19 protein-coding genes are annotated in these 23,738 nt (G+C 64.3%); 7 read left to right on the forward strand and 12 right to left on the reverse strand.

The window, feature by feature from the left end:
* Positions 1–277 precede the first annotated feature (277 nt).
* From M6G65_RS21790 to M6G65_RS21805, 4 genes are all read right to left on the reverse strand, one after another.
* Positions 278–1,072, reverse strand: a complete 795-nt coding sequence (locus tag M6G65_RS21790; RefSeq protein ID WP_250102874.1) for a CDP-diacylglycerol diphosphatase — start codon at positions 1,070–1,072, stop codon at positions 278–280.
* Positions 1,073–1,201: 129 nt separating this feature from the next.
* Positions 1,202–2,050 (reverse strand): metal-dependent phosphohydrolase, encoded by an 849-nt coding sequence (locus M6G65_RS21795; protein ID WP_250102875.1) that lies wholly within the window; start codon positions 2,048–2,050, stop codon positions 1,202–1,204.
* Positions 2,051–2,110: 60 nt separating this feature from the next.
* Positions 2,111–2,386, reverse strand: coding sequence for a hypothetical protein (locus M6G65_RS21800; protein WP_238199151.1), 276 nt, complete (start codon positions 2,384–2,386; stop codon positions 2,111–2,113).
* Between the two features lie 158 nt (positions 2,387–2,544).
* The gene (locus tag M6G65_RS21805; RefSeq protein ID WP_250102876.1) at positions 2,545–3,453 is read right to left on the reverse strand and encodes a S1/P1 nuclease; all 909 of its coding nucleotides are present in this window, start codon (positions 3,451–3,453) and stop codon (positions 2,545–2,547) included.
* Positions 3,454–4,169: 716 nt separating this feature from the next.
* Between M6G65_RS21805 and M6G65_RS21810 the strand changes: the two genes are divergently transcribed.
* The 3 genes from M6G65_RS21810 (at position 4,170) to M6G65_RS21820 (ending at position 5,691) form a co-directional block, all read left to right on the forward strand.
* On the forward strand, positions 4,170–4,472 hold the full coding sequence (locus M6G65_RS21810; RefSeq protein WP_238199149.1) for a hypothetical protein: 303 nt from the start codon (positions 4,170–4,172) through the stop codon (positions 4,470–4,472).
* Positions 4,473–4,705: 233 nt separating this feature from the next.
* The gene (locus tag M6G65_RS21815) at positions 4,706–5,179 is read left to right on the forward strand and encodes a CYTH domain-containing protein (RefSeq protein ID WP_238199148.1); all 474 of its coding nucleotides are present in this window, start codon (positions 4,706–4,708) and stop codon (positions 5,177–5,179) included.
* 263 nt (positions 5,180–5,442) lie between these two features.
* Positions 5,443–5,691, forward strand: a complete 249-nt coding sequence (locus tag M6G65_RS21820; RefSeq protein WP_250102877.1) for a hypothetical protein — start codon at positions 5,443–5,445, stop codon at positions 5,689–5,691.
* A gap of 172 nt (positions 5,692–5,863) precedes the next feature.
* Here M6G65_RS21820 and M6G65_RS21825 read toward each other — a convergent pair whose 3' ends face one another.
* The 5 genes from M6G65_RS21825 to ppk2 form a co-directional block, all read right to left on the reverse strand.
* On the reverse strand, positions 5,864–6,064 hold the full coding sequence (locus M6G65_RS21825) for a hypothetical protein (protein ID WP_238199146.1): 201 nt from the start codon (positions 6,062–6,064) through the stop codon (positions 5,864–5,866).
* 537 nt (positions 6,065–6,601) lie between these two features.
* Complete coding sequence (locus M6G65_RS21830; protein WP_250102878.1) at positions 6,602–7,657, reverse strand: DUF2278 family protein; 1,056 nt, start codon at positions 7,655–7,657, stop codon at positions 6,602–6,604.
* 37 nt (positions 7,658–7,694) lie between these two features.
* The gene (locus M6G65_RS21835) at positions 7,695–8,621 is read right to left on the reverse strand and encodes a DUF3616 domain-containing protein (RefSeq protein WP_238199144.1); all 927 of its coding nucleotides are present in this window, start codon (positions 8,619–8,621) and stop codon (positions 7,695–7,697) included.
* 82 nt (positions 8,622–8,703) lie between these two features.
* On the reverse strand, positions 8,704–10,509 hold the full coding sequence (locus M6G65_RS21840) for a phospholipase D-like domain-containing protein (RefSeq protein ID WP_250102879.1): 1,806 nt from the start codon (positions 10,507–10,509) through the stop codon (positions 8,704–8,706).
* 809 nt (positions 10,510–11,318) lie between these two features.
* Positions 11,319–12,242, reverse strand: coding sequence for a polyphosphate kinase 2 (ppk2, locus tag M6G65_RS21845; RefSeq protein ID WP_238199141.1), 924 nt, complete (start codon positions 12,240–12,242; stop codon positions 11,319–11,321).
* A 263-nt stretch (positions 12,243–12,505) separates the two neighbouring features.
* Here ppk2 and M6G65_RS21850 point away from each other — a divergent pair, with 263 nt between their 5' ends.
* A complete protein-coding gene (locus tag M6G65_RS21850; RefSeq protein WP_238199140.1) occupies positions 12,506–14,134 on the forward strand; it encodes an inorganic phosphate transporter in 1,629 nt (542 codons plus the stop codon).
* Between the two features lie 5 nt (positions 14,135–14,139).
* Positions 14,140–15,183, forward strand: a complete 1,044-nt coding sequence (locus tag M6G65_RS21855; RefSeq protein ID WP_250102880.1) for a CorA family divalent cation transporter — start codon at positions 14,140–14,142, stop codon at positions 15,181–15,183.
* Between the two features lie 46 nt (positions 15,184–15,229).
* On the opposite strand, the gene M6G65_RS21860 is transcribed toward M6G65_RS21855, so the two are convergent.
* Complete coding sequence (locus M6G65_RS21860) at positions 15,230–16,717, reverse strand: carbohydrate porin (RefSeq protein ID WP_347710458.1); 1,488 nt, start codon at positions 16,715–16,717, stop codon at positions 15,230–15,232.
* A gap of 197 nt (positions 16,718–16,914) precedes the next feature.
* Between M6G65_RS21860 and M6G65_RS21865 the strand changes: the two genes are divergently transcribed.
* Positions 16,915–18,453, forward strand: coding sequence for a CYTH and CHAD domain-containing protein (locus tag M6G65_RS21865; protein ID WP_250102882.1), 1,539 nt, complete (start codon positions 16,915–16,917; stop codon positions 18,451–18,453).
* Positions 18,454–18,673: 220 nt separating this feature from the next.
* Here the strand turns inward: M6G65_RS21865 and M6G65_RS21870 are convergent.
* Positions 18,674–19,431 (reverse strand): IS5 family transposase gene (locus M6G65_RS21870; protein ID WP_091720812.1). Its coding sequence is split into 2 segments (ribosomal slippage): positions 18,674–19,107 and positions 19,107–19,431, totalling 759 coding nucleotides; the frame shifts between segments, so codons are not numbered across the junction.
* A 593-nt stretch (positions 19,432–20,024) separates the two neighbouring features.
* Positions 20,025–22,334 carry an AAA family ATPase gene (locus M6G65_RS21875; protein WP_250102883.1) on the reverse strand — a complete coding sequence of 770 codons (2,310 nt, stop codon included), beginning with the start codon at positions 22,332–22,334 and terminating at the stop codon, positions 20,025–20,027.
* A gap of 729 nt (positions 22,335–23,063) precedes the next feature.
* On the opposite strand from M6G65_RS21875, the gene M6G65_RS21880 reads away from it, so the two are divergent.
* On the forward strand, positions 23,064–23,432 hold the full coding sequence (locus M6G65_RS21880) for a helix-turn-helix domain-containing protein (RefSeq protein ID WP_238199403.1): 369 nt from the start codon (positions 23,064–23,066) through the stop codon (positions 23,430–23,432).
* Positions 23,433–23,738 lie beyond the last annotated feature (306 nt).

Here is a 23,738-nt window from a genome sequence, read left to right on the forward strand (position 1 = left end):
GCCAGGGAAGATCCAGCGTGCTGACTTGGGTCGCTCGGTTCGCCGACTCGGCCGCGGCCTTCACCTTAGATCGCCTGAACCCCAACAAAGGTCCGCTTTCCCTCAGTCTTTGCCAGGAACCGGACAGGCCGTTTTCGGCCAAACTACGTCACGCCGGATTGCTATCGCGTGCAGGAGCAGACATTCGGCTTGACGCCCAACCCGGCCACTCGGCTGGGTGTGACAATGTCCCGTAAGCGGACGCTACCCGCGATGATCGACGTTCGCGCAAGCGTGTTTATGGAGCGCCGAATGGATCTGGATTGAGGCCGCAGCTGTGGTCTTGCAGGATCTCTCCATTCGACGCCTGTCCGATCCGGCTGGTCACGCGGCCGCTCAAGATCACGAAGCCCGGTCCTAGGTCTCCGAAGTCAGCGCCCACCACGACCAGCGAATGCTCGCCCATGGCCGAGCGCGCATCATCGTCGCTCGCCAGCAGCCGGAAGGGATCCGTGTCGCCTAGGACGTCGCCCAGCACGCGAACCGCGCGGTACTGGCGGCCGACCAGCAACTCGTCCAGCGGGGCCCAGCGGTCGCCAATCGAGGGCGCAAGTCGACGTAGGGCATCGCGGACATCCTGACGAACGCAGTCGATGTGGATGTGCAGCTGACCCTGCGAGCGCCGCAGCTGCGAGTTGACGGCGAGGCTTACGTCCCACCTGGCAAGTGGATGCCCAAGGTGCTCCTCGGCGAAGGAGCGCGCAGTCCACGCCTGGGCGAAGTAGTTCGCGCCTCCCGGTCGAAGGAGCTCCGGGCTCTCGATGCCCGCGATCTTGGCAGTCGGGATCAGGAGGTGCTGCGCTTTGCCCCGGATGTCCTTGAGGACGGCATAGCCGTTCTCAACACCCGCCCGCAGGTCGACGGCACGGCACGGGGCGGGTCCGTCACCTCGCACGAAGTGCGGGACGCATTGGCCATGGACGATGCGCCACAACGTGCTGTCCGATCCGAGCAACCTCGGCACGAAGACGAGGGCCAGCCAGATCGCGAGCGCCGCGAGGAGCACCAATGCAACCAGCGATCGCGTCGTCATTCCGGTTCTGAAGCTCGACACGCCGACCGGGCCTTCAATCGACGGGGCTCGCCTGCCCCGAACCACTCCGCCGCCTGTCCAGCCACGGCAGGCGCAGATTGGACGTAGCCGCAGGAGGCACGGGTCGGATCAACCGGGATGGGGCCCGATGCGCCGCCGGTCGTGTTCGATGGCGAAGATGTGTGCGTAGAGGTTGGCGACCCAGCCCCGCCCCTCGACCGTCAGATCGAGGAACCGGACCGCGTCGCCGATCACCGGCTCGACCTTCGACCAGAAGAAGGCCGGGTATCGCTCCGCGAGGTCGGCCGGGCAGTCATAGTCGAGCTGCACATCGAGGCCGACCTCGGCAAACTCGTGGAACAGCGCGTTCAACTTGCGCGGGTAGAGTGGGTCGCCGAGCTGCCCGATCAGATCCGCCGCCCGCATCAGGCCGGCTTCCGTGCCGGTTTCGTGGTGTTCACCATCCTCCGGAACAGGAAAGCGGGTCAGCTCGATCGCCCGGATGACCCTTCCCGCATCGGCGAATTCGTGTGTGCCGAAGCGCTCCCGCACCGCAAGTTTCGAACGTTCGACGTGGTAGGGCGTCAGCGCTGCGTCGGAGGCCCCGCGGGGCAGGTTGATCGTGGTGCCTTGCGCGTCGATGACGAAGGCATGTGCCCGATCGCCCGAGCAGACACCGCGCACGTAGCCGATGTCGTGGTAGAGGGCCGCCAGGATCATGTGCAGCCAATCCTCCGGCGTCACACCCTGCTGCAGGAAGCGGCCGCGCAGGATGTCCTGGGCGACGAGAGTGACAAGCGCCGTATGGCCGCTGTCGTGATAGAGCGCGTCGCTGCCGACGATCCGCTCGATCGTCAGGCGTGCCGAGGCCTCGATCACCTCGGCGTAGCGTGGCTCCCGACTGCCAAAGGTCTGTCGGTAGGTGAGAGCGAGGTGTTCACCGAGCGCGTTGGCGAGCATCTTCGTCAAATCGAACATGGCCGGTGTCTCGCAGTCAGCAGCGACGAGCACGGACGCGCTCGGCCGGGTCGATGAACATCATTCGGATCGGTCCTCGCGATGCAGAAGACGCTCTTCGAGGTAGGTCGCTGCATCCGCATAGAGTTCGAAGCGCCGCAGCAACACCGCGCGCTTGTCGACCTTCTTCACGCCGTCGAGCTTTCCCTTGGCCTTGTCGGCGCGATCTCGCATTTTCTTCGCCAGCTTGCCGAAAGCCTCGTCGATCTTGGCGTTGATCTTCCTTCCCTCGTCCGTCGCCGCGTTCGATTCGCCCTGCACGAGCTTGGGAAAGGTGCTTTTCGCGTCTTTCGTCACGGTTCACCTCCGATCGTCTTGCATCGTGCTGAAGCCGGATGAGAAGGCGAACGTCGGCGCGGATGCTACAGTTGCCGGCCTGACAATTCGGCAGCTTGGCCTAGGATATTGCGAGAGGCCATTGCGCGTCCGGACGTCGATGCAACCACCGTACCGCCCTAGCGGAGGGCAGCATTCAGCAGTGCGGCCAGGCGAAAGCCTGCTTTTGCGAGCTGTTGGCGGGCTGTGGCTTCAGCCCTCTGCTCGTAGGCTTGATCCAGCGGGTAGGCCGGCGTGCCGTGCTCATCCGGCACCGCCGTTGACGGCAGGGTATAGACCACATCCCGCGCGGCCGCGAAGCTCTCCTGCGCCCAATCAGCCGGTCGACCCTGCTGCCAGGCGGCGCTTTGAGCAGCGAAGGTCGCAGACAGATCCTGAGCCACCGCCGCTTCGTCGCGCCCGATCCGCTGGACCACTGCCGTGTCCCAATAGGCGTGCAGCCGGCTGGCCACATGGTGATGGCTGAACAACACCTGCACTTGGTTGCCGCCCTGATCGTGGTTGTCGGCCGCGTGCAGCGGCTGGTGCAGGTCACCGGTGAAGTGCAGCAGGAACTTGAGCGCCAGGATCCGCTCGGCCTGCGGCAGGCTGACGTCGGTGAGTTCGGCTGCGAATTGCTCGACCTTGTCGGCGACGCAGTCGCGCGCTGGTCCCTGGCTCGCGGGTGTTCCCTCTGGCAGCGGCCTCTGGCCCGCGCAGGCGTCCGAGAGATCGGGATGGGCGATCTCGATATCGGCGAAGTGCCACTGCTGAGTAGCGGTGTAGCGGACCTTGCTGGAGTTGCGATCCGAGTCCCGCCAGCGGTCGGCCCAGACCGTGCGGGCAACGAAATCTCGCTCGGTGAGCGCGTCGTCGTCGGCCGCGAGCAGGGTGTCGACTTGCGCCAGCGCCGCGGGCGTCAACAACGGAAGGGCAATGCGACCGACGATGCGGTGGCCCTCGTCGCCCCAGGCCAGACCGGGCGCAGGATGCAGCAGAGCGCATGCGGCGAAGACAGAACCCGTCAGAACCACGCGAGACATGTGCATGGAGCGGCTCCGCTGATACACGAGCGATGTGCATATCCTGCTCTGACGACAGCTTGATGATGCTTCGCTTGGCGAGCATCAGGAGCGCCTCCGCACCGACACAAGTGACGGCCGACACCAACCCGTCGGAGGACGTGGTGACCAAGTGGGTCAGCAGCAGCAAACCCAGTTGCGGGAACGCCGCTCAGAACACCAGCGGATCGCGTTGGCCGGACATGCCACTGTAACCATGGGCAGGCCGCCGACACGGCGCTGGACGCAGACCCAGAGCGCCAGCAACATCGCCGCCCGGGGGGAAGCTCACTGGCAACAACGGCGACGTATCGACCGAATGTCCAGTCGAAGACGTTGCTGAAGGCGATGTTGCCGACGGGAGCAGTCTGTCGCCCTTGCGGTTCGCATGGCGAACTGCGGGACCGTTGGATCGAGGCGTACCTATCAGAAATGGCGTTACGTCGCCATGCACCATGCAGGCCCGAAAGCATTCTGACCCGGGAATTAGGAAGCCGGCTACGCATAAAAAGCAGGCGCCCCTTAATGTGGAGGCGCCTGCAAGGTGTGTTCCGGTCTCAGGAAGAACACGCGCCTCTTAGCGGCGGCATCGAGGGCGATCTATGCCGAATTTGCAACGCCCAGCGGGAGTTTGATCGTCACGGTACTGTCATATAACGTCGCTGCGAGCTGCCACGCTGTGGCGTCATCATTTGGGGTCGGACATGGCATCCATTGAGGAAATCGCAGCGACGCTGCGGACGATCGTCAAGCCAGGCATGAAGCCGAAGGCACTGCGTGCTGCGGTGCGGGAGCGGCACCCCGATGCCCACAAGAAGGACATCGTGCGGGCGGCGTTCTACGCCCTTACCGAAGCTCCTCAGACCGGAGAGGCGGCGCTAGCGGACCTGCACAGCTTCGCTCTGAGCGAGCGCGGTTCGGACGATACGGACGGCGAGGTGAAGCTCAGCAAGAAGCGCAAGAAGAAGAATCACGCCAGCAGGGCCGATGGCCACGCTGCCCATTAGCGGGTGTGACCCAAGCTCTTAGGGGCAACTCGGCCGACGTGTCGGCTACGCCGCGACGGGATGCCTAAGCACGCTCGACCACGCGAGGAAGCCGTTCGAGTCCGAGTTGACCACGGGAGTCAATCGATCTGCCATGCACACGCCGAACGGGTGGCCCACGATGCCGTCTGTGCCGTCGGCGCCTTCACATGGGTTAGGAACTCACGACAACAACGGCACGAGCCCCCGCCCGCATGGCCCTTGAGATCGAGCGCAAGTTCCTCGCAACACCCGCCGTGTTGCCTCTCTGCCGGTCCGGCACACTCCTTGTTCAGGGCTATCTCTACACCGACGCTCACAACACGCTTCGTGTCCGCCGGGCAGGAGATCGGGCGTTCCTGACATGGAAAGGGGCGAAGAGTGGCGCCACCCGCGAGGAGGTGGAGTGCGAGGTGCCCTTGCAAATGGGTGAGGAATTGCTCGCCGACGTGTCGCCGAACGAGCGCATTGAGAAGATGCGATATCGGGTCGAGCACGCGGGGGCGGTCTGGGACGTTGATGTGTTCAAGGGCGCCCTCGACGGGCTGATCCTGGCCGAGATCGAAATGGCGCACGAGGACGAACTCGTGGTGCTGCCGTTCTGGCTCGGAAGTGAAGTCACGTCGGACCAGCGCTATCGCAACTCGCGGCTGGCGGCCGGCGATATATCAATCATGCTGGCGGCCTGAGCGGCATATCAATCCGGGACCCGATCGAGGATCGCCGTTGAGGCACAAATACCGCCCTCCCTCGTCCTGCAGTTCGGGCCGCGTTGCGTACTGACCCCAGCCGTGAGGAATGGCACCAAGCCTCGTAAGCCCGTGAGCAGATTAGGCGGCGGGGCTGTCAGGGCCGGTCATCAAACAGACTAGTCATTTGCTCGTCATGCAGTCCCAGTAGTGGACGTTCCGTCGCAGGCCTCATCTATATCGCCGTCATGGCCAATCGCCCGATGACCCTCGACCTGTTCGTCACCCTCGACATCATCGGCGATGACGTGTCGGCGGTCGTGGACGCCTATCTAGCCGATCCTTCATCAAGATCAGTCGAGTTTGGCGAAGGCTACCGGATCAATCCCGCAGCGGCCGTAGCTTCCCATCCGTTCGCTCGGACGCTGATGAACCAGCCGTGGGCTGACGCAGGGCTTCGACGTGCTGCCGTGCGAGCTGCCATTCTGCTGGCGGAGCCGGACCGGATCTGAAGCTACCTGTGCTCGCAAGCTGGTTCTGAGCATCACGTCATGCGGCCGACACATCTACGATGGTAGCGCCGCCATCCACGGCGAACCTCTCAGACCCTATGCCGTCACTCATCCCTTCCGGCCCGGCCGTGGCGGGCTTTTGTCTTTCCTAAGCAGCGAACAAAGAGGCGGCCTACCAATTCACCTGACCGATACGAAGCCGGTCGATCATGGCCAGCGCCTGGGTGCGCGCCTTGGCCTCGGTCGAGAGTGGGGTATCGGAACGCTGGACCAGCTTGCCATGCTTGCGGATTGCCCAGTGATAGCCACCGGCTGCACGCTGCGAGGGGACAAGCTCGAACGTGAAGGACTGACGTTGTTGAGCTTCGCTCATCCTACAGGATCCCCTTCGTGGAGTTCACGCTGGGAGGACGTGCAGCATCCCGCCGATCATCCCGAGTGCCCCAATGCCGGTCAGGCCCAAGACGATGTACAGCCGCATCCAACTCTCGTCGGCTGCCCATGAGGGGTGAACGTCTTCACGATCGTCAAACCAATCTGTCACGAAGGCACGTTGGGTCCGGCATGAGAGGAAGCGCATTCCCCTATGTGTCCAGCGCGACGATGGGATGACCTTGGCTGTACCCTCGACGTGTTCAGTGCATGGATTGCTGGGTCTGCTGCGCGTCCTTGCGCTTGTCCTTCTTCCGAAGTTGCACCGGGAGTGGCTCGGCCTCTTATGCCTCTGATTTCACTCCCACTATGCTGCCCAACGCTGCCGCCAACCCGCATGAGCAGCTACGGCCTCCGGTAGGTTCATAATCACTCGATGTCCTCGGTCTGGCATCCGCGGCAATCAACTCGATGCGCGAAACTCCGCAGATTGCCTTTTCTGCTTGGTCGGCCGAGCGTTGGGGTTCCGCACTGACCATCATGAACCGAAGGCGATCGTCAGACCGGGTGTACGCGCCTGATCGCGCGTGTAGGACACGCCGTGGACCTTGACTCCACGCTCGTCCAGCAAGCTGATGATGCCGCCGCGGTTGGACAACTCCACCGGCTTAGCCACGACTATGAGCCGCGTGGCGCCCTTGCCGATCTCACCTTCGAGCGGCATGCGGTTCTTCATCTTGTCAACCAGAGACCAGCCATCGAGAGCCAGATCGCGGTCGGCCGTGTTGAGGAGGGTCACTGTCTCGCGCTCAGGGGTAGCGGTATCGTTTACGAGCGCCGCGACAATTCGAACAAGCCCGTCAGGCTGGGTCCGGGTCGGCACGTGGTGCGGCGGGAGATGGTGCGAAGTCGGGGTACCATCGCCGAGGTCGAGCGGCTTGCCCGTGTCATCGTCTGTGTGCCACGCTTGGCTCTGGAATTTCATGAACACCGCTACCCACTGCTCCTGACTGGGAAACTGGATTACCAGTCCGCCATCCTGCCAGGGTCCGTTGTCTTCGAACCATGCCGCCTTACCCTTCGGCGGCGGTGGGTTGCCCTGGTTCATGTGGATGTCATGGATGCCGCGCCCGGGGCGGAAGCCGAAGTATTTGTCGGGCTTGCCGGGCTCCGGCCCCCAGGTCGCGCCGAAGGCGTAGACCACCGCGTTTTCGTCCGCGAGTGCGCGCTGGATGTAATGATCGAGCTTTTCGTTGAGGTCGTTGTCTGGTCCCGCAGCAGTCGCGGGAAGAGGGACCATTTTCTGCGGCTGGAGCAGGTTCCCACGGATGTAGTCAAGCCCGAGCCCGTCCGGACCCGGCGCCTGCGGATGTAGTCCCGGCGCGAGTTCGGCGAGCCGGGCGGTGATCGGATGCTCGAAGCGCGAGCGGAGCAGAAAGTCGCACTCGCTGCCGTCTCCGGACTGGACGTTGATAGCGATCCGGTAATCCTCGTCCCCAACTACAATGTGGATTTGGTAGTGCGGGGAGGCGCCGGATCCGAGGCGAATGCCCACCGGGCGGCCTTTTAGGACGGAGTAGGATCTGAGCGGCATCGATTGCGTCCCTCTTGCGCCTCACAAGCTGCTGCGTTCACGGCGTCAGATCGAACCAGTCGGCGGTGTAGCGGTGACCCTCGATGCGTCGCTCGTCGGGGCTGTCATAGACGACGAGTAGACCAAACCGGTCGCCGCGCTCCAGCCAACAGAAACCTTCCGGGTGTTCCTCAGCCGAGAGCCAAGCCCATGTGGGCTTTGGCTCCTGCGGCGCTTTCGTGCGGACGGGGCGCCACGTGTAGATCCGGAACGGCCCGTCAGCCCCCGTGACCGGCCCGGCCAGTACGAGAACGTCCTCACCGAAACGGGTGAGATCCCGAATGCCGAGGCCACCTAGGTTGAGCAGATGGCGGATCGGTGCGGTGTTCGCGATCCTGCCGTCGCTTCGCAGCCGCAGTTCCACCGCGACGGCAAGGCCTGCGACCACAGGTCCCCGTAGACCGAGCAGCAATCGGCTCCCGAGCACCGCAAGGCCTTCGATGTCGAGCCCATTCTCCTTGCTCGGCAAGTTCGCGAAATCGGCTAGCAGCGGATCGTCGCGCAAGCGACTACGCAGACTCCCTGCATCGGTGAAAGGCAGTGCGTAGGCCGCAGGGTCGGCGGCTTCGGTCGCCACTACGCTGCCGAGAAGATGGCGGCTTGGGCGTCGCCGAATGTCAGGGCTCGGCCTGCCGTCGGGGGCCAGTTTCGCGCGGGTGCGCGCGTGCGAACCGCATAACCAGACGCGCCCATCCTCGGCGTCGAGCCCTTCAAGATCCGCCTCCTTGTCGGAGGGCAGATCGGGAAAGAGTGTGTCGAGCACAAATTGCCGCTCGAAGACGAAACCCTGCTCGTCGGCTGCAAGGCGTTCCAGGGTGCGTCCTTCATCGGAGACCGTCCAGAGGCACACGCCGTCGAAGGAAACGCCAGATAGGCTTCGCACGAGGTGGTGCGCCTTATCGGCGTGGCGATAGTCGAGAGTCACCGGCTTCGGATCCGGCAGAGGCCGTGCGTCCTGCAACGTTGTCCGTTCCGCAGCCCCCTTCTGTCGCATTCCGAGCGGATCCCTATCCGGTGAAATAGTCGGAGAGGCGGCGTGACGCTGATGCCTGCCATGAGCCATCGGTCTTTAGAAAGCCGTCCCAACGCGCCTCCTCGTTACCGCGCCCGGCCGCTCGCTCCGCCTCGACGGCACGGAAGCGATAGTGGTCGTAGACGTCCAGCACGTGCGCGGCATACGCCTCGGCGAGGGGCTGATGCCCGCGCACGATCATCAGGTTCTCATCGTTCGCGTAAGATGCCTTATAGCCGAGGTTGTGGCTGCCGAAAGCGACGGCGCAGCGATCGGGATCGAGCGGATCGATCACGACCACCTTGTCGTGGATGATCGCGCGGCCGACGGTTAGCTTCTCGTCGATCTGGAAATCGCCGAGCTGGCGGCCAATCTCTCGGTCGGTCAGCGCGGTGGCGCGCACCACTGACACGCCGGCCTGAGCGAAGGTGTGCGGCGACCAGGCAGGGACCTTGCGGCCGTCCTCCCCTTGGTGGCTCGCCTCGTAGCCCCACATCGCCTGCGTATCGGAAATAGCGCCGACGACGTTGAGCGAGGTGTCCTTGAGCCCAAGCGCAATCGCTTCCGAGACGATCGAGTGGAGACCGCCGCGCGAAGGCATGAACACGAGGAAGAGGATCGCCTGCTTCGCCCGGCGCACGAGCGAGAACAGTCGGTCCATGTCGGGCGGCGGTCGAGACGGCTTAATCGCTTTCGCGGTGGGCGGTTGGCTCTTGCCTGGCACGTTCGGCGAGAACCTTACTTCCATTGTGGTGCTGCCCACGGTCACTGGTGGGACCGGGCTGCGGTTCGCCTTCTTCAAATCATCGCCCTGGACGGCGCCGACTGCCCTTGAGCCCGGCGGCTCCGGCACCGGCTGCTCGTCGCGGCGGAGCGCCTTCCAGTAGGCGAGATACGCCGCGGCGATTTGCGAATTGTCGATACGGATGCAGTTGTTGCTTTGGCCGGCGACGCCCGACCATGTCCAGTTCGTCGAACCGGTCAGTACCGAGCGCGGTGTCCCTGCGTCATCGACAAAGACCACAAACTTGTTGTGGCCTATATGCCCGGACCCATTGAAGAACCGGTCCTGCATCTCGAATGCCGTGCCAGGACGGTCCGCCAAGGCGCGCAGGGTGGCGCGAGCCTTCGCATTGCGTGCATCGTAAACCGTCTTGCCTTCGGCCTCGTCCGCGCCGTCGGTGCGGATGTCGTCCTCTTCGTCCTCGCCTTCGGCCTTATGCTTCCTCGGACTCCGGCTGCCGGCATCGGACAGGATCAGGGAGAGACGTTCGGCATTGGCGGCGAGAAGGTCCTCAAGTTCCTCATCCTCAAGCTCGTAGAGTGCCGCGTGGAATCGGCCGCCCTCCTGCGCAAAGAACGCCGTGATTACGGTAAGGACATCGCCGGAGAGGTAGCGCCGCAGCCAATCGCCCGGTTTTCTCAGATGGTCCTCGAGTTCGCCCGGCTTGATCGCGCCGTCCTCGGATAAAACCTTCAGCAGGAACTGCGTCGACAGGATCCCGTTCGTGAATGTCGTGATGAAGGGGGGCGGTGCGTCGTAGCCGTCACAGAGTTGGTGAAGGCGGGCGCTGTAAGGTAGCCGAGCGGGCGTGGCGCCCCCTCGTAGGTGTTGACGACGACCTGCCCACGCCTGGTCTTGTGCGTGCTGGCGACCACATTCACCGGTTCGAGGCCCGGCCGAAGCGCGCCCACGGCACGGATCCGGTAGCGGACGGTCTCGTTCTCGGGACGGAGCTTGGCTAGATCGCGGCGCCGGCGCAGGGTGAGATCGCGCCAGTTGAACTTCTGTACGGGCCAAACAGTGGTGTTCTGCGGCTGCCAGTCCGGATTACGCTGCCCTTCGAAGGCGACATAGGAGGCGAGTGGTCGCTCCTCCGCGACTGAGCCGTCCGGGTTCAGCAACTCCCTAACGATGTGGAAGCCGAGGCAGTCCGGGATCTCGGCGGGCTCCGTTGACCAGGCCAGATATGCCACCTCGTTGTTGGCGATGGCCACGGCGCGTTCGATGCTCGGCATCGACTCCTCCGAAACTCATAGGTTTCGATATGAGTTGGCCGCCGATTCGATGGTTTGTCAACCGCTATGGCTGAATGATTTGCCAAGAAAACAGTTTTAGACAGTTTTGGTTCCCTACTTATCACCGTAGGATGGCGATTGACAGAATAAGAATGTCTCAACAAGCAATACAAAAATCACACAAATGAACCATGTTGCGGTAATATACAATAATTGTGCTTTGATAAAAATCTGTTGAAATTGAATCGGTCTGTAACACACAGTTACGTTGGCAATGTGAATGGATAACAAGTCGGACACAAAGATGCGAGCCGGATGATAGGCGATGCCGGCATTTAAGTCAGCTCTTACTCAGCAATCTTGAACGGATTGATTGCACGACAATCAACTGTGTCTGGCAGACAACTGTCGAGCTGAGCCCGGCCCTGACGTTCAAGGAATCGCCGTTCACTCCGCAACGCGGCGACCACCCGCTTTGAGTGGCCACCCATACCACAGGGTGGATCCACGATCGGCGTCCCTGTTCGGTCGATCTCAGCCCCATCCCGCCTCGCGCATGGTCGATCGTACCGAGCGCTCTCTGCCTTCGCCTCAGTACACCGCCGGAACATACATCTCGGCCGGGACAGGGCCACGGACATAATCCGCGTTCCGCACTCGCGCGGGCAGCCGGACGGAAGGGTGCTCCACGGCATCGTACGGGATCTGGCCCAGGAGGTGCTGGATGCAGTTCAGGCGCGCCCGCCTCTTATCGACTGCCTCGACCACCCACCACGGCGCCTCGGGGATATGCGTGCGCGCCAGCATGTCTTCCTTGGCCCTGGTGTAGTCCTCCCAGCGGCGACGCGACTCGACATCCATCGGTGACAGCTTCCACTGCTTCAGAGGATCCTGGATCCGCATCTGGAAGCGGAACTCCTGCTCCTCGTCGGTGATCGAGAACCAATACTTCACCAGCACGATGCCGGAGCGCACCAGCATGCGCTCGAACTCGGGAACAGAGCGGAAAAACTCTTCCACCTCCGTTTCCGTACAGAAGCCCATGACCCGCTCGACCCCGGCGCGGTTGTACCAGGAGCGATCGAACAGCACGATCTCTCCGGCTGCCGGAAGGTGGGCGACGTAGCGCTGGAAGTACCACTGGGTGCGTTCGCGCTCGCTCGGGGCGGGCAGCGCGGCGACACGGCAGATTCGAGGGTTGAGACGTTGGGTGATGCGCTTGATTACGCCACCCTTCCCAGCTGAGTCTCGGCCCTCGAACAGGACGACGACCCGCAGCTTGCGATCCTGCACCCAGTCCTGAAGGCGGACCAGCTCGTGCTGAAGGCGCAGCAGTTCGCGGAAGTAGACCTTGCGATCCAGGCGATCCGATGAGGCATGCCCGGATGCGTCTGAGATCCGCTCCAGTCGATCGTCTTCGAGACCCAACTCCAATTCTTCATCGTAACTGTCGACAAGCTCCCGCCGGATGGCTTCCATGGCAGCGTTTTGGGCAGAGCTGTCGTCGTGCGTCATCTTCAAACCTCGTGATGCCTCGTCGGAAGGACATACGAGCAGATTTCCATGACAAGCCTGAGAAGCGGTCGCCCGACAATTATATCGAGCGAGCGGCTACCAGCTTTGCCTCATGTCAGTGCGCAAGCCTCTCGTCCTCGGGTTCGATCCAGGATCGACTCAGTTCCAAAGGTCAACCGCGTATAGCCGGAGCGACTGTACTGTCACCCCCGTCATGGAGCCGATCTACGCCCGGGCGAACGGCAGGATCCATCGAGGCGCCTATGTCCGACGCAATTTTGGCCCCGACGAGTTCGATAGGACAGGTGCCGAGTGGGCGGCCCAAGCTCGACCGGGGGTTGCATCCGGGCGGCATCATCGCCTTCCTGCTCGTGCTGGTGGCGGGGCTCGGCTATGCCGTCGTGAGCCTGATCGCCGACATGAATGCCGTGCACCAGGAGCCGCTGGCGATCGGCGCCTTCGTGCTGCTCGGGCTCGCCCTGCTGATCGCGCTCGGTTTCGAGTTCGTGAACGGCTTCCACGACACCGCCAACGCGGTCGCCACCGTAATCTACACCCACTCGATGCCGCCGCTGGTCGCCGTGATCTGGTCGGGTGCCTTCAACTTCCTCGGCGTGATGCTCTCCTCGGGCGCGGTGGCCTACGCCATCGTCACCCTGCTGCCGGTCGAGTTGATCCTGCAGGTTGGCTCGGGCGCCGGCTACGCGATGATCTTCGCCCTGCTGCTGGCCGCGATCATCTGGAACCTGGGGACCTGGGCGCTCGGCCTGCCGAACTCCTCGTCCCACGCGCTGATCGGCTCGGTGCTCGGCGTCGGCCTCGCCAACCAGTTCATGGGCGGCCAGGACGGCACCTCGGGCGTCGATTGGAACCAGGCGCTCAACGTGTTCAAGGCGCTGCTGTTCTCGCCCGTCTGCGGCTTTGTGCTGGCGGCCCTGCTGCTGCTCGCGCTCAAGTTCGCCGTGCGCCGCAAGGATCTCTACGAAGCGCCGAAGGGCGATGCACCGCCGCCGCTGTGGATCCGCGGCCTGCTGATCCTCACCTGCACGCTGGTCTCCTTCTTCCACGGCGGCAATGACGGACAGAAGGGCATGGGCCTGATCATGCTGATCCTGATCGGCGCCGCCCCGACCGCCTACGCGCTGAACCGGACCATGACGGCCGACGCGACTCCGGCCTTCGTGCAGACTTCACAGGCTGCCAGCACCGTGTTTGCAGGTCACGCCGACGGTGAGCCGCGCCCCGATGCATCTCAGGCCCGCAAGACTGTCGCCGACGCGTTGAAGGCGAAGGGGCTCAACAAGCCGGAGGTGTACAGCGCCCTGGCCGCGCTCTCGACCGACATCGCGACGTCGGTGAAGAACTACGGCTCGCTCCAGCAGGTCCCGGCGGGGGCGACCTCGAACGTCCGCAACGACATGTACCTCGCATCGGATGCGATCCGGCTGCTGCCGAAGGCAGGCGCGACCTTCTCCGAGGCGGAGACGAAGACCCTCAAGAGCTACACCGATCTCCTGAACGCCGGCACGCGCTACATTCCGGACTGGGTGAAGGTCTGCGTAGCGCTGGCCCTCGGGCTCGGCACCATGGTCGGCTGGAAGCGCATCGTCGTGACGGTGGGCGAGAAGATCGGCAAGACCCATCTCACCTACGCCCAGGGCGCCTCGGCCGAGATCGTGGCCGCCGGCACGATCGGGCTCGCCGAGCTCTACGGCCTGCCGGTCTCGACCACGCATATCCTGTCGTCGGGCGTCGCCGGTACGATGGCGGCCAACGGCTCGGGCCTGCAACTCGCCACGGTGCGCAATATGGCGCTCGCCTGGGTCACGACGCTGCCAGCGGCCATCCTGATCGCCGGCTCGCTGTTCTTCATCCTGCGCCACGTGTTCTGAGCCGGATGGAAGACGCTGCCACAGCACCGGCTCGTCTGCTGTGCGACGAGCCGGCCCTTCCAGGTCTGCTCTGGGCTATGCGCTTCGGCGAAGGTGGCCGCGGTCACCTCGCCGATCCAGGTGAGACGCCGCTCAATCCCGGCAGCTTCGGCGCGGGGTTCACTTGGCTGCACTTCAACTTGAATGACGCGCGGCTCGCCGCCCTCGTCGCCGAAGGGCGGCTCGGGCCGACACACCTGACCACGGCAGCCTTCGCGAGCGACCCGCACCAGCGCCTGATCGTCGAGGCCGGCCATATCGGCGGTGTCGTGGCCGATTTGGTCTATGAGAGAGGCGAGAGCCCGAAGGTCGATGCCGGCGGGCGCCTGCACTTCGTCATGGGCCCGCGCCTGCTCGTCAGCGGCCGGCGTCACCCTGTCCTCGGGCCGGACCGCGCACGCGACGCGGCTGCGGAAGGTAGAGGTATCGTTGCTCCGATCCAGTTGCTCGACGTCATCGTCGATCAAGTCGTGACCGCGATGGTCGAGACTGGCGCTCGCCTGGCCGATGAACTGGACGAGATCGAGGACCACATCCTCGGCGAGCGCGTGCGCGGCGAACGGCGGCGGCTCGGGCCGATCCGCCGGGATGCGGTCCGGCTGCACCGGCAGCTCCTCGGCCTGCGCGCCGTCTTCCACCGGCTTGAGACCGCGGCAGACGACGAGGAGGTCCCGGCCGTAGCCGTTACAGCCGCCGCCCGGATCGCGCAGCGGCTGGACGCGCTCGACCGGGACATGGTGATGCTCGCCGACCGCAGCCGGCTGATGCAGGAGGAGCTGTCCTCCTACCTCGCCCAGGCTTCGAACCGCCAACTCTACACCTTGTCGGTGCTGACGGCGCTGTTCTTGCCGCCGACGCTCGTGACCGGGCTGTTCGGCATGAACACCAAGAGCCTGCCGCTGACCGAGAACGACGGCGGCTCTTACGTGGCCATGGCCATCGCCGGCATCTCGGCACTCGTGGCCTTCGCCCTCATCCGCGGTCTCGGCATCCGGCCGCCGAGAGACTGAAAGCGTTCTCGGGACAATCGATCGGTCGGGCAACCATCGTGCGCCGTCAATACCGAGCGATGGCGCGCAGCCCGAACACGGTGGCGTCGCGGACGCGCGTACCCTCTGGAGCACGGGAATTGGCGATCCCGCCACCGGGATGAATGACGTACTGCAGGGTTGGCTGCACCGCGACACCGGGGCCGAGGACGACCTGGTAAGTCGCCTCGAGCACCGTCTCAGCACTGCGACGCGGATACGGTGACGAACTCTGTGCCGCTGCGATCGTGTCGAGGCGCCGTGCGGCAGCAGATATGTGCGTGAAGCCGGCGGCGAAGCCGAGGGTGTCGTCCGAGCGGCCGGGCAACAGCCCGCGATAGGCGATGCCGCCGTCGAGATAGAAATCGGCGAGGTTGCGGTCGCCGGGCGAGGCCGAGGCGCGCAGGAACACGCTGGCGCCGTCGTTCGGATCGTCCGGCTCCCGGTAGATCGTCTGATCGATCAGGCCGTAGACGCCGGAGTCACCCGAAACACGGCGGCCGAGGCCGCTGACCGGGTCGGGCGTGAGTGCGTCGACGCGCCCGAACCGGTGCCACCCGCCGAGCGTCACGGTGCCCGGCTGACCCGGTGCTCCCGGACGGGTGTTGTAGGCGTACGAGACCTCCGCGATGGCGAGCGGTGGGTCAGAGAGGGGAAAACGGGTGCCGTTCGGGTTGCGTCGTTGCGGATCGATTCCCGAATCGGGCCGCCCACCTCCCGGTGTGCCGTCGATCAGGCTCGCCTGGAAGGAGAGCTCCCGGCTCGGCACGTATTTCAGGCGCACGGAGGGAGCGGAGAGCGGATAGGCCGGTCCGCCATCGGTCATGTTCGCGGCGAAGATCGCCGGCCAGCCGAAGGTGCCATTGGTGAAGAGGATGCTGGTCTGGCTCACCATGTACTCGGTGTCGGCGGAAAGCTCACCGAGACGCAGCATCAGCCTGCCGTCGAACAGGCTCTGCTCGAACCACAGCTCCGACAGGCGCGAGGCGGGCAGCGCCTCGATCTCGCTCACCGTCATCAGATTGCCGACCCGGGAGCGGGAGGCGCCGCTGCCCTGGATTTGGTAGAAGGTCGCGTGAGCTGTGGCGCCCGTCCAGCCGGCCAAGGTGTCGAGATCGACGTCGACGTCGAGATCGAGGAGCGTCAGGCCGGTGGAGCCCCTGCGCAGGCCTCCGCGCAGGTTCGTGTACGACTCGGCGACCGAGATCAGGCCGAACGTGATGCCGCGGCTCTCCAGGTAGGCGCGGTACCCGCCGGGATCGCCTGCGGGTCCCAGCAGAGGCTGGAACGAGGTCGTCACCTCCGCTGCGCGCCCGGCCGAGAAGACCGGCTGCGCGACCGAGGTCTGCGGATCGCCGCCCGCGCCGGCATCAGAGCCGATGGCGATGCCCTCGGCTGCAATCCGCGCGGCCGTCGTCAATGCATCCGCATCAGGTTGTGCCGTGGCGAGGCTGGCCTGCGCGATCAGAACGGATGCGGCGGCGGTGCGGACAATGGCACAGGTGGCAGAGCGCACCAGGACCTCAGGAGACATCGGACACGGCAAGCGAAGGCATAGCCTCGTGACCGTTCGGCGACGGCCGTGGCCAGTCGGCCTCCGGCATCGCTGATCCCGATCCGCCCGCGGGCGTTGTCCACCCGGAAGCATTGCAGGAGTGCAGTCTGCGCCAGGGGCGCCGCTCTGCAACCGGCCCACGGATCAGAAAAGAACAGATGAGCGAACCGCGCGAGATCGAGTTGAAGCTGGAATGCGAGCCCTCCGACCTCGCCACGCTCCAGGTGCATCCTCTTCTGCAGGATGCCTCCGAGCGAGGCGCGGCGGATCTCAGCTCGACCTACTTCGACACGGTCGAGCAGCGCCTGCGCGAGGCCGGGCTCGGGTTGCGGGTACGCCGGATCGGCGATCGCTACGTCCAAACCCTCAAAGCTGACGGAGACGGCCTCTTCAGCCGGCCCGAATGGGAGCAGGAGGTGAGTGGCCCCGAGCCTGACCTTGCAGCTCTGGCCGACACGCCGCTTGACGAGATCCTGGGGCGCAAGGACGAACTGCAGCCTCTGTTCACCACCTCGGTCGAGCGGCGGACCTACCTGGTCGAGCAGGGCAGCTCGCGCATCGAGGTTGCGCTCGACAGCGGCCGTATCGACGCGCCCGCCGTCGGCGACCGCGTGATACCCATCTGCGAGGTGGAGTTGGAGCTGAAGCAGGGCTCTGCCGGCGACGTGTTCGCACTCTCGCAGGCGATCGCAGCCTTGGCGCCGCTGCGCCTCGGCGTGCGCAGCAAGGCCGAGCGTGGGTACAGCCTAGCGTCAGGGAAGCCGGAACGCGTCCGCAAAGCCGAGCGGGTGCCGCTGCGCGAGAACATGAGCGCCGCCGAGGCCTTCCAGGCGGTCGCTCACGCCTGTCTGCGCCACATGCGGCTGAACGAGGACATCCTGTTGCAGGGCCGGAATGCGGATGCCCTACACCAGACGCGCGTCGCGATCCGACGGCTGCGCTCGGCGTTCTCGCTGTTCGGCGATCTCGCCGAGGACGCTCAGGGAGCCCGGATTCGGGCCGAGCTGAAGCGGATGACCGAGCCGCTGGGTCAGGCCCGCAACCTCGATGTGTTCCTCGCCACGACCCTGCCGGCAGAGCGCGAGCGGCACCCGGACGAGGTTGGCCTGCTCAACCTGGAGACGCAGCTCGAAGACCAGCGCTCGCAGGCATACGAGGCCGTCCAAAACCTGCTCCAATCGGCGGAATGGCGCGGGCTCGTGCTCGATCTCGTCGCCTGGATCAACGCCGGTCCCTGGCTGCGGGACGGGGCTGAGGGCCGTGCGGAACTCCGCGAGGAACCTGCGCGCGACTTCGCGGCGCGTGAGCTGGATCGACGCCGTCGCCGGGTGAAGAAGCGCGGCCGCCACCTCGACGACCTCAGCCCCGAGGACCGACACAAGGTGCGCATCGCTGCCAAGAAGCTGCGCTACGGGGCGGAGTTCTTCGCCGGCTTGTACCCGGACAAGAAGGCCGTGAAGCGCCACGCCACCTTCGTAAAAGCACTCTCCGAACTGCAGGATCAACTTGGCGCGCTCAACGACATCGTGACAGGCCACGAGGTGGTGCGGGACATCGCCGGCGAGCACGCCGGTGCTTCGGCCGTCTTCGCTGCTGGCATCACGGCTGCTGACCTTGAAGCGCGCACGCACAAGCTCCTGACAGCGGCAGCCGACGCACACGAGGATCTGGTGGATGCCAAGCCGTTCTGGCGATAGCTGAGGGGATCTACCGAAACGCTGGCCGGCGCCAATCCATTCGGTGCGGACAAGGCTGCTTGACCGCCGCACCTCCGTTCCGGTGAAATCATGGGCCAACCTTGGGTGGCTGGACTGGGGGCCAAGCGGCCGACCGGAGATGGCCAAAGACGGAGTGGCAGCTTCACGTCGTAGTGCGTTCTGTGATGGCTCCTGTTGAATCGCACTCTAGGTCGCGGACTCATAAGGCACGCAGCCAGACACGCAGGGCTGCGAGTTTGACGCTTGCCAGGAAGTTGTCGGGATCCTTGTCGTAGCGCGTGGCGACGGCTCGGAAGTGCTTGATCTTGCTGAAGAAGCGCTCAACCAGGTTGCGGTACTTGTACAGGAACGGGCTGAAGGCCAGCACCTGCTTGCGGTTGGGCATCGGCCTCACGTTTGCCCACGCCCCCTGCTCGGCCATCTGTGCTCGCAGCGCGTCACTGTCGTAGGCCCGGTCACCCAGCAGGATCTGACCTGCACCCAACCCGCCCAGCATGTCGGCCGCCGAACGCCCGTCATGCGCTTGGCCTTCCGTGATCTTGAGGGCCACGGGACGGCCCTCGGCATCCACCAGCGCGTGGATCTTGCTCGTCAGGCCGCCGCGCGAGCGACCCATGCCACCGGATCGGCCGTCTTTTTTTGGGCGCAGGCGGCGTGCTGGTGCACCCGCACGCTGGTGGCGTCGATCATCTGCAGGTCGCCCTCGTAAGCCTTTGACACGGCGTCCAGAAGCCGATCCCAGATGCCGCGCTTGCGCCAGCGTCGAAAGCGGTTGCCGCAGGTCGTATGCGGGCCGTAGCGCGCCGGGATGTCGGCCCAGGGTGCGCCCGTGCGCAGCCGCCAGAAGATGCCGTTGAGCACCCGCCGGTCATCCACGCGCTCCTTGCCGCGCACGTCCGTCGGCAACAGCGGCTCGATCACCGCCCACTCCGCGTCCGTCAGGTCAAACCGCGCCATCCAAGTCCCTCCTGCTCAGAGGGCTAACAGCGCCGCACCTCAACCGTGCCAGCCGTTATGGGTTCGCGACCTAGCGTGCGGCAGTCGAGGGAGAACGCCTCACACAGCCTGCGCCTCGATGCGCTGGACCTGGCGCGCGGAACCCTGCACCGCAACATCCGTTACGGCATCGCAGCAAGGCGATAGCGCCAGCGTCGCCGCGCTGTAGCCCTTCACTGGGCGTTTCCTCCCTAGACTTGGGCCACCCCTTCGGGGGTGGCCTCTTTCTGTCAGGCTCACGCCTCAACCAGCTGAACCTGAACCGGGCTCCACGTCCCGCCGCGAGCGGTCGGGATCCCGCGAGCGTTCAAAGCATCGGCGCAGCCTGGAGCGTGGTAGCGCCGGCTGCGCGGATTTCGGCGATGATCGGCAGTAGGTCGGCGGCCCGGTCATTCGCCTTGCCGACACGAACCTGTGTGCTCGTGGCCTTCGCCTTACCTTCGAGGAGGCTGCCGTTATCACTTCCTTATTTCTGAAGCCCATATTTCGTCGCATCTAATCGAAGAGTGGAAAGTCCTCATCAGCAATCATGGCTTAAATCCTGCCTGCACCTCTCAAATTCGGCACGTTTTCGAATAACCTCTGCCAATCCTTCGATGACGTCCTCTCGGTCGCCTTCGAGGATCTCGCACAGTGCATCGATGGCGTCCGAGAGCGGCTGCAGATCGCCGGTGTCCGGCACGTCGGGTGGTAGTGCGAACATCACTTGTCCCCCCTACGCTTGCGGAAGCCTCAGATTCCGCCCGCTCTCCAACCGAAGCCAGTATGCGGTCGATCTCCCGACCGGAAAGGTAGCCGGTTTCTTCGAGTTCGCGAGCAACAGCCTGCAATGCCGTCCGATGTTCCATCAGGATGTTCCGCGCCCGGTCACTCGCACGCTTAAGGCGCTCGGCAACGGCCGGCATCAAGCCCTTGATCAGGATCATGTCGGTGGCGGCATGCTCCAGATAGATGTTGCCGAGAAATCCGAGCCCATAGGTGAGCTCGATGTCGCGCGCGATCCCGGTGGCCAAGGCGAGATCGGAGTTCGCACCGAAGCTCGCGCCTATCGATCCGGCCCCGAGTTCGATCTCTTCCGCGATCCGGCCCGCCAGGAGCGAAGCCAAGGCAGCCTCCAATTCGGTCAAGGTCACAGCACCATTCCTGGTGAACTCCAGACAAGCTTGGCCGCCTTCGTCATCCAGGGACAAGTCCATGAGCGCGCCGAAGCTGAGTGTATGGCTGACGACCGCATGACCAGCCTCGTGGATCGCCACGCGATGTCGGACTACCGCCGAGAGCGGGCGGCGCCCTTGCCGAATCTCGGCTAGCAGGTCGTCCAGTGTCACAGCTCGGCCACTGCGGCGTGCCGTTCCTTTGGCGCGCCGGACGAACGCTTCCGCATCCGCACCCGTCATACCGCGGGCGGCCAACGCCAAGGGAAGCATCGAAGCGTCCGGAAGGATCTCGCTTCCGAGATGGTGGCGGAATATCCGGGCCAGCGCGGTGGTGTCCGGCTTCTCGATCGCGATCTCACGGTCCAACCGCCCAGCCCGCTTTACAGCAGGGTCGATTCTCTCGGGATGATTGGTCGCTGCCACGACCACAACGCCGGGCCGCTCATCTACGCCCGCGAGCAGTTCGAGGAACAGATTTACGATCTGCGTCCAGTACTGAACGTACTCTCCGCGGATCTGACCCCGGTCGGAGATGCCGTCGAGTTCATCGATGAACAGGATGCAGGGTGCCTGCGCTTGCGCCTGTGCAAAGACCTTGCGGATCGCCTGGAGCGTGCCGGACAGATAGTCGGCTGCGTTCCATTCGGCGACGGAGGTAGCCACCAGGGGCACGCGAGCGCTCTTGGCCAGCGCCCGCGCGAAACTGGTTTTTCCGACACCGGGCGGCCCCGACAGCAGCAGACCGCGATGGTCCATCTGGGCCCAGGTCAGACGACCTGCACGATACCCCTGGAGATCGGCTGCCACGGCCAGGCCCCAGGTCTTGGCTGCTCCATAGCCGTCGAGCTCCTCCAGGGCGGGACCATCGGCGAGAAAATCGGCTTTCGCGGTAACGATACGCTCCAGCGCTTCGATGCACGCATCCGGCGAGGTTGCACGGCGGAAAGCGACCGGCAGATCCGCGATGTCGATCATGCGTAGGAGATCCCGATCGATCTCTCGCGAAGGCCGGCTGCCTACGACAGCTTCAACCACGAGGGCGAGGCCGGCCTGATCGAGACTCGGCAACCCGATTCGGTGTTCCGCGGAGCGCATCAGGTCACGCGGCAGCTGTCGCTTGGGGTCGGGTGCTATGCCAACGATGGGTATGCGGACATGCAGTGCCGTGCCGATGACCTCGTTGCCTTTTTCAGGCCGTGCGTCGCGGCTGACCCCGTCGCAGACGAAAAGGGCGGCATGCCGCCGGCTCAACTCGCGCGCCCGTCCGTTTGCGAGATCCATCACCTTGGTGTTGGGTCGGAACAGGCACTTTTCGGCGACGACTCGAACGGGCTCGACAAGATCGACTACATGCGTGGCGAGCGTGACCACAGGCGCTTCCCGGCGCAGACGGCGCACAAGACCGGGCTCCGCCTCGATGGCCTGTGCGAGCATCACTGCGACGGCGGCGAGGTCTGCTGGAACAGGCACATGCGCGCTCTCGGGGCGGTTGATCTCGTCCTGAACGACGATCCGCTCGACGGCATCGGCTTCGTCGAGCATCGGCTCGGCATCGAGATCGTACGAGCTGGCGCGGTGGCCGACCTTGAGACGCCTGCGCTCGTCCTGGGCAAGCTGTTGCAGGAAGGCGCGTGCGAGTTGGTCGGACGATGGGTCGTCCTGCTTGGTTGGATTTACGGTTGGGGGCAACGACGATGGGGCGAGCATGCAAGATCTCCTATGGCCGGCCATGAGGCCGCGGCCGTCAGCAAAAAGGGCTGTGATGGATCAGAGTCGCCGCTTGTTCGACAGAGTCGAAGCAACTGGTGGGCGTCTGATTCAGGAGATCGCCTGCTTCATAGGCGATGAAGCGCTTTTAGAACAAAAGGCGAACATAGGCTAGCCGCCGTCATCGCTGTCCACAGGAGGCGCTTGGCAGGCGTCTCGTACGAGCCTCCGGCCCGATCAGCGTCGCGGACTCGCCGCGGCGTCCGAGGCTGCCAAGTCGAGGTTGCAAGACCCTGAGATCTAGAGGCGCAGATCGGCAGGAGAGTTCGCCGTAAGGGCGCCTATAGTTCGAGGCTGAGACTGGTGCGGTGTCGGTACATTCTTTGCGCTTCTCGTCGCGCAGCCATGAGCCGAGCAGGCGACCAGTCGGCCATCCTCCATTTGAAGCGAACCGGAAACCCCCAACAGCGACCACCTGCCTCAACCAATAGGCCAAGAGCCGACGACTGGCCGTACCGAACTCCCGGCGCGCATTGCGTTCCTGCACAACCATCATGCCGGACGTATCGGGAGAGGCGTAAGCCACATCGCGCGACTGCTTCTCGGAAGGAACCACAGCGCCGCGTCGCCACTCTGGAAGGAATGACCTCACCGTGCCATTCTTCCAATCCGCGCTCCGCGCGAGCAAACGCATCGCCTAGGAGCCTGGTCGTTGCACTCGTATGAACGATGATGATGGACGGCGTTGGCTTCAAAGCACGTCTACGCCTGCTCGGGCGTACACAAGTTGGTTTCGCGGCCGAGATTGGCGTCGCGGAGCGCACCGTGCACGATTGGGCACGTCAAGGACCGCCTACGGTGGTCGTCTATCTCCTAGACCTACTAACCAAGCACGACCTGCCGCTCGGGCCTCCAGATTCGGGTGACGAGTCTCTGAAAGCCGCCATCGACGGTCAACTGCACCGGCTGCTCGCCTCATGTCGAGAGGAATTCCGGCCTGAAATCCTCCAGCTGATCACGGACTGGGTCGATCAACAGTCATACGGTGATCATCAGAAAGTCATCAAACTGGCATCCCCGGATACGGGGACGTTTTAACAGATCCTAATATTCCGTGTATGATGACTCGCGCCTCATCTCTATCCCCGATATTACCGTTATCCGATGAGAACTCCTCGGCGATTGAAGGCAGGCGGAAATTGCCTGTATATAGACGCGTGCTTCGTTGAGGCAGCTCAACGGAACTGGCATTCCCAAGCCCATGAATACGGCTTTCGGAGATCGATGCGCGATGCGCTTCAGGCGTTTTTTTAAGCAATAACCGGCGAAACATCACCTTCCAGTTGTGCCGGCAGTATATATCATGGAAAGTGGAGATATATCCGGTGACTGCGTTCAGCGAAA

This window comes from Methylobacterium tardum, assembly GCF_023546765.1.
In the GTDB taxonomy this organism is placed as follows: domain Bacteria; phylum Pseudomonadota; class Alphaproteobacteria; order Rhizobiales; family Beijerinckiaceae; genus Methylobacterium; species Methylobacterium tardum.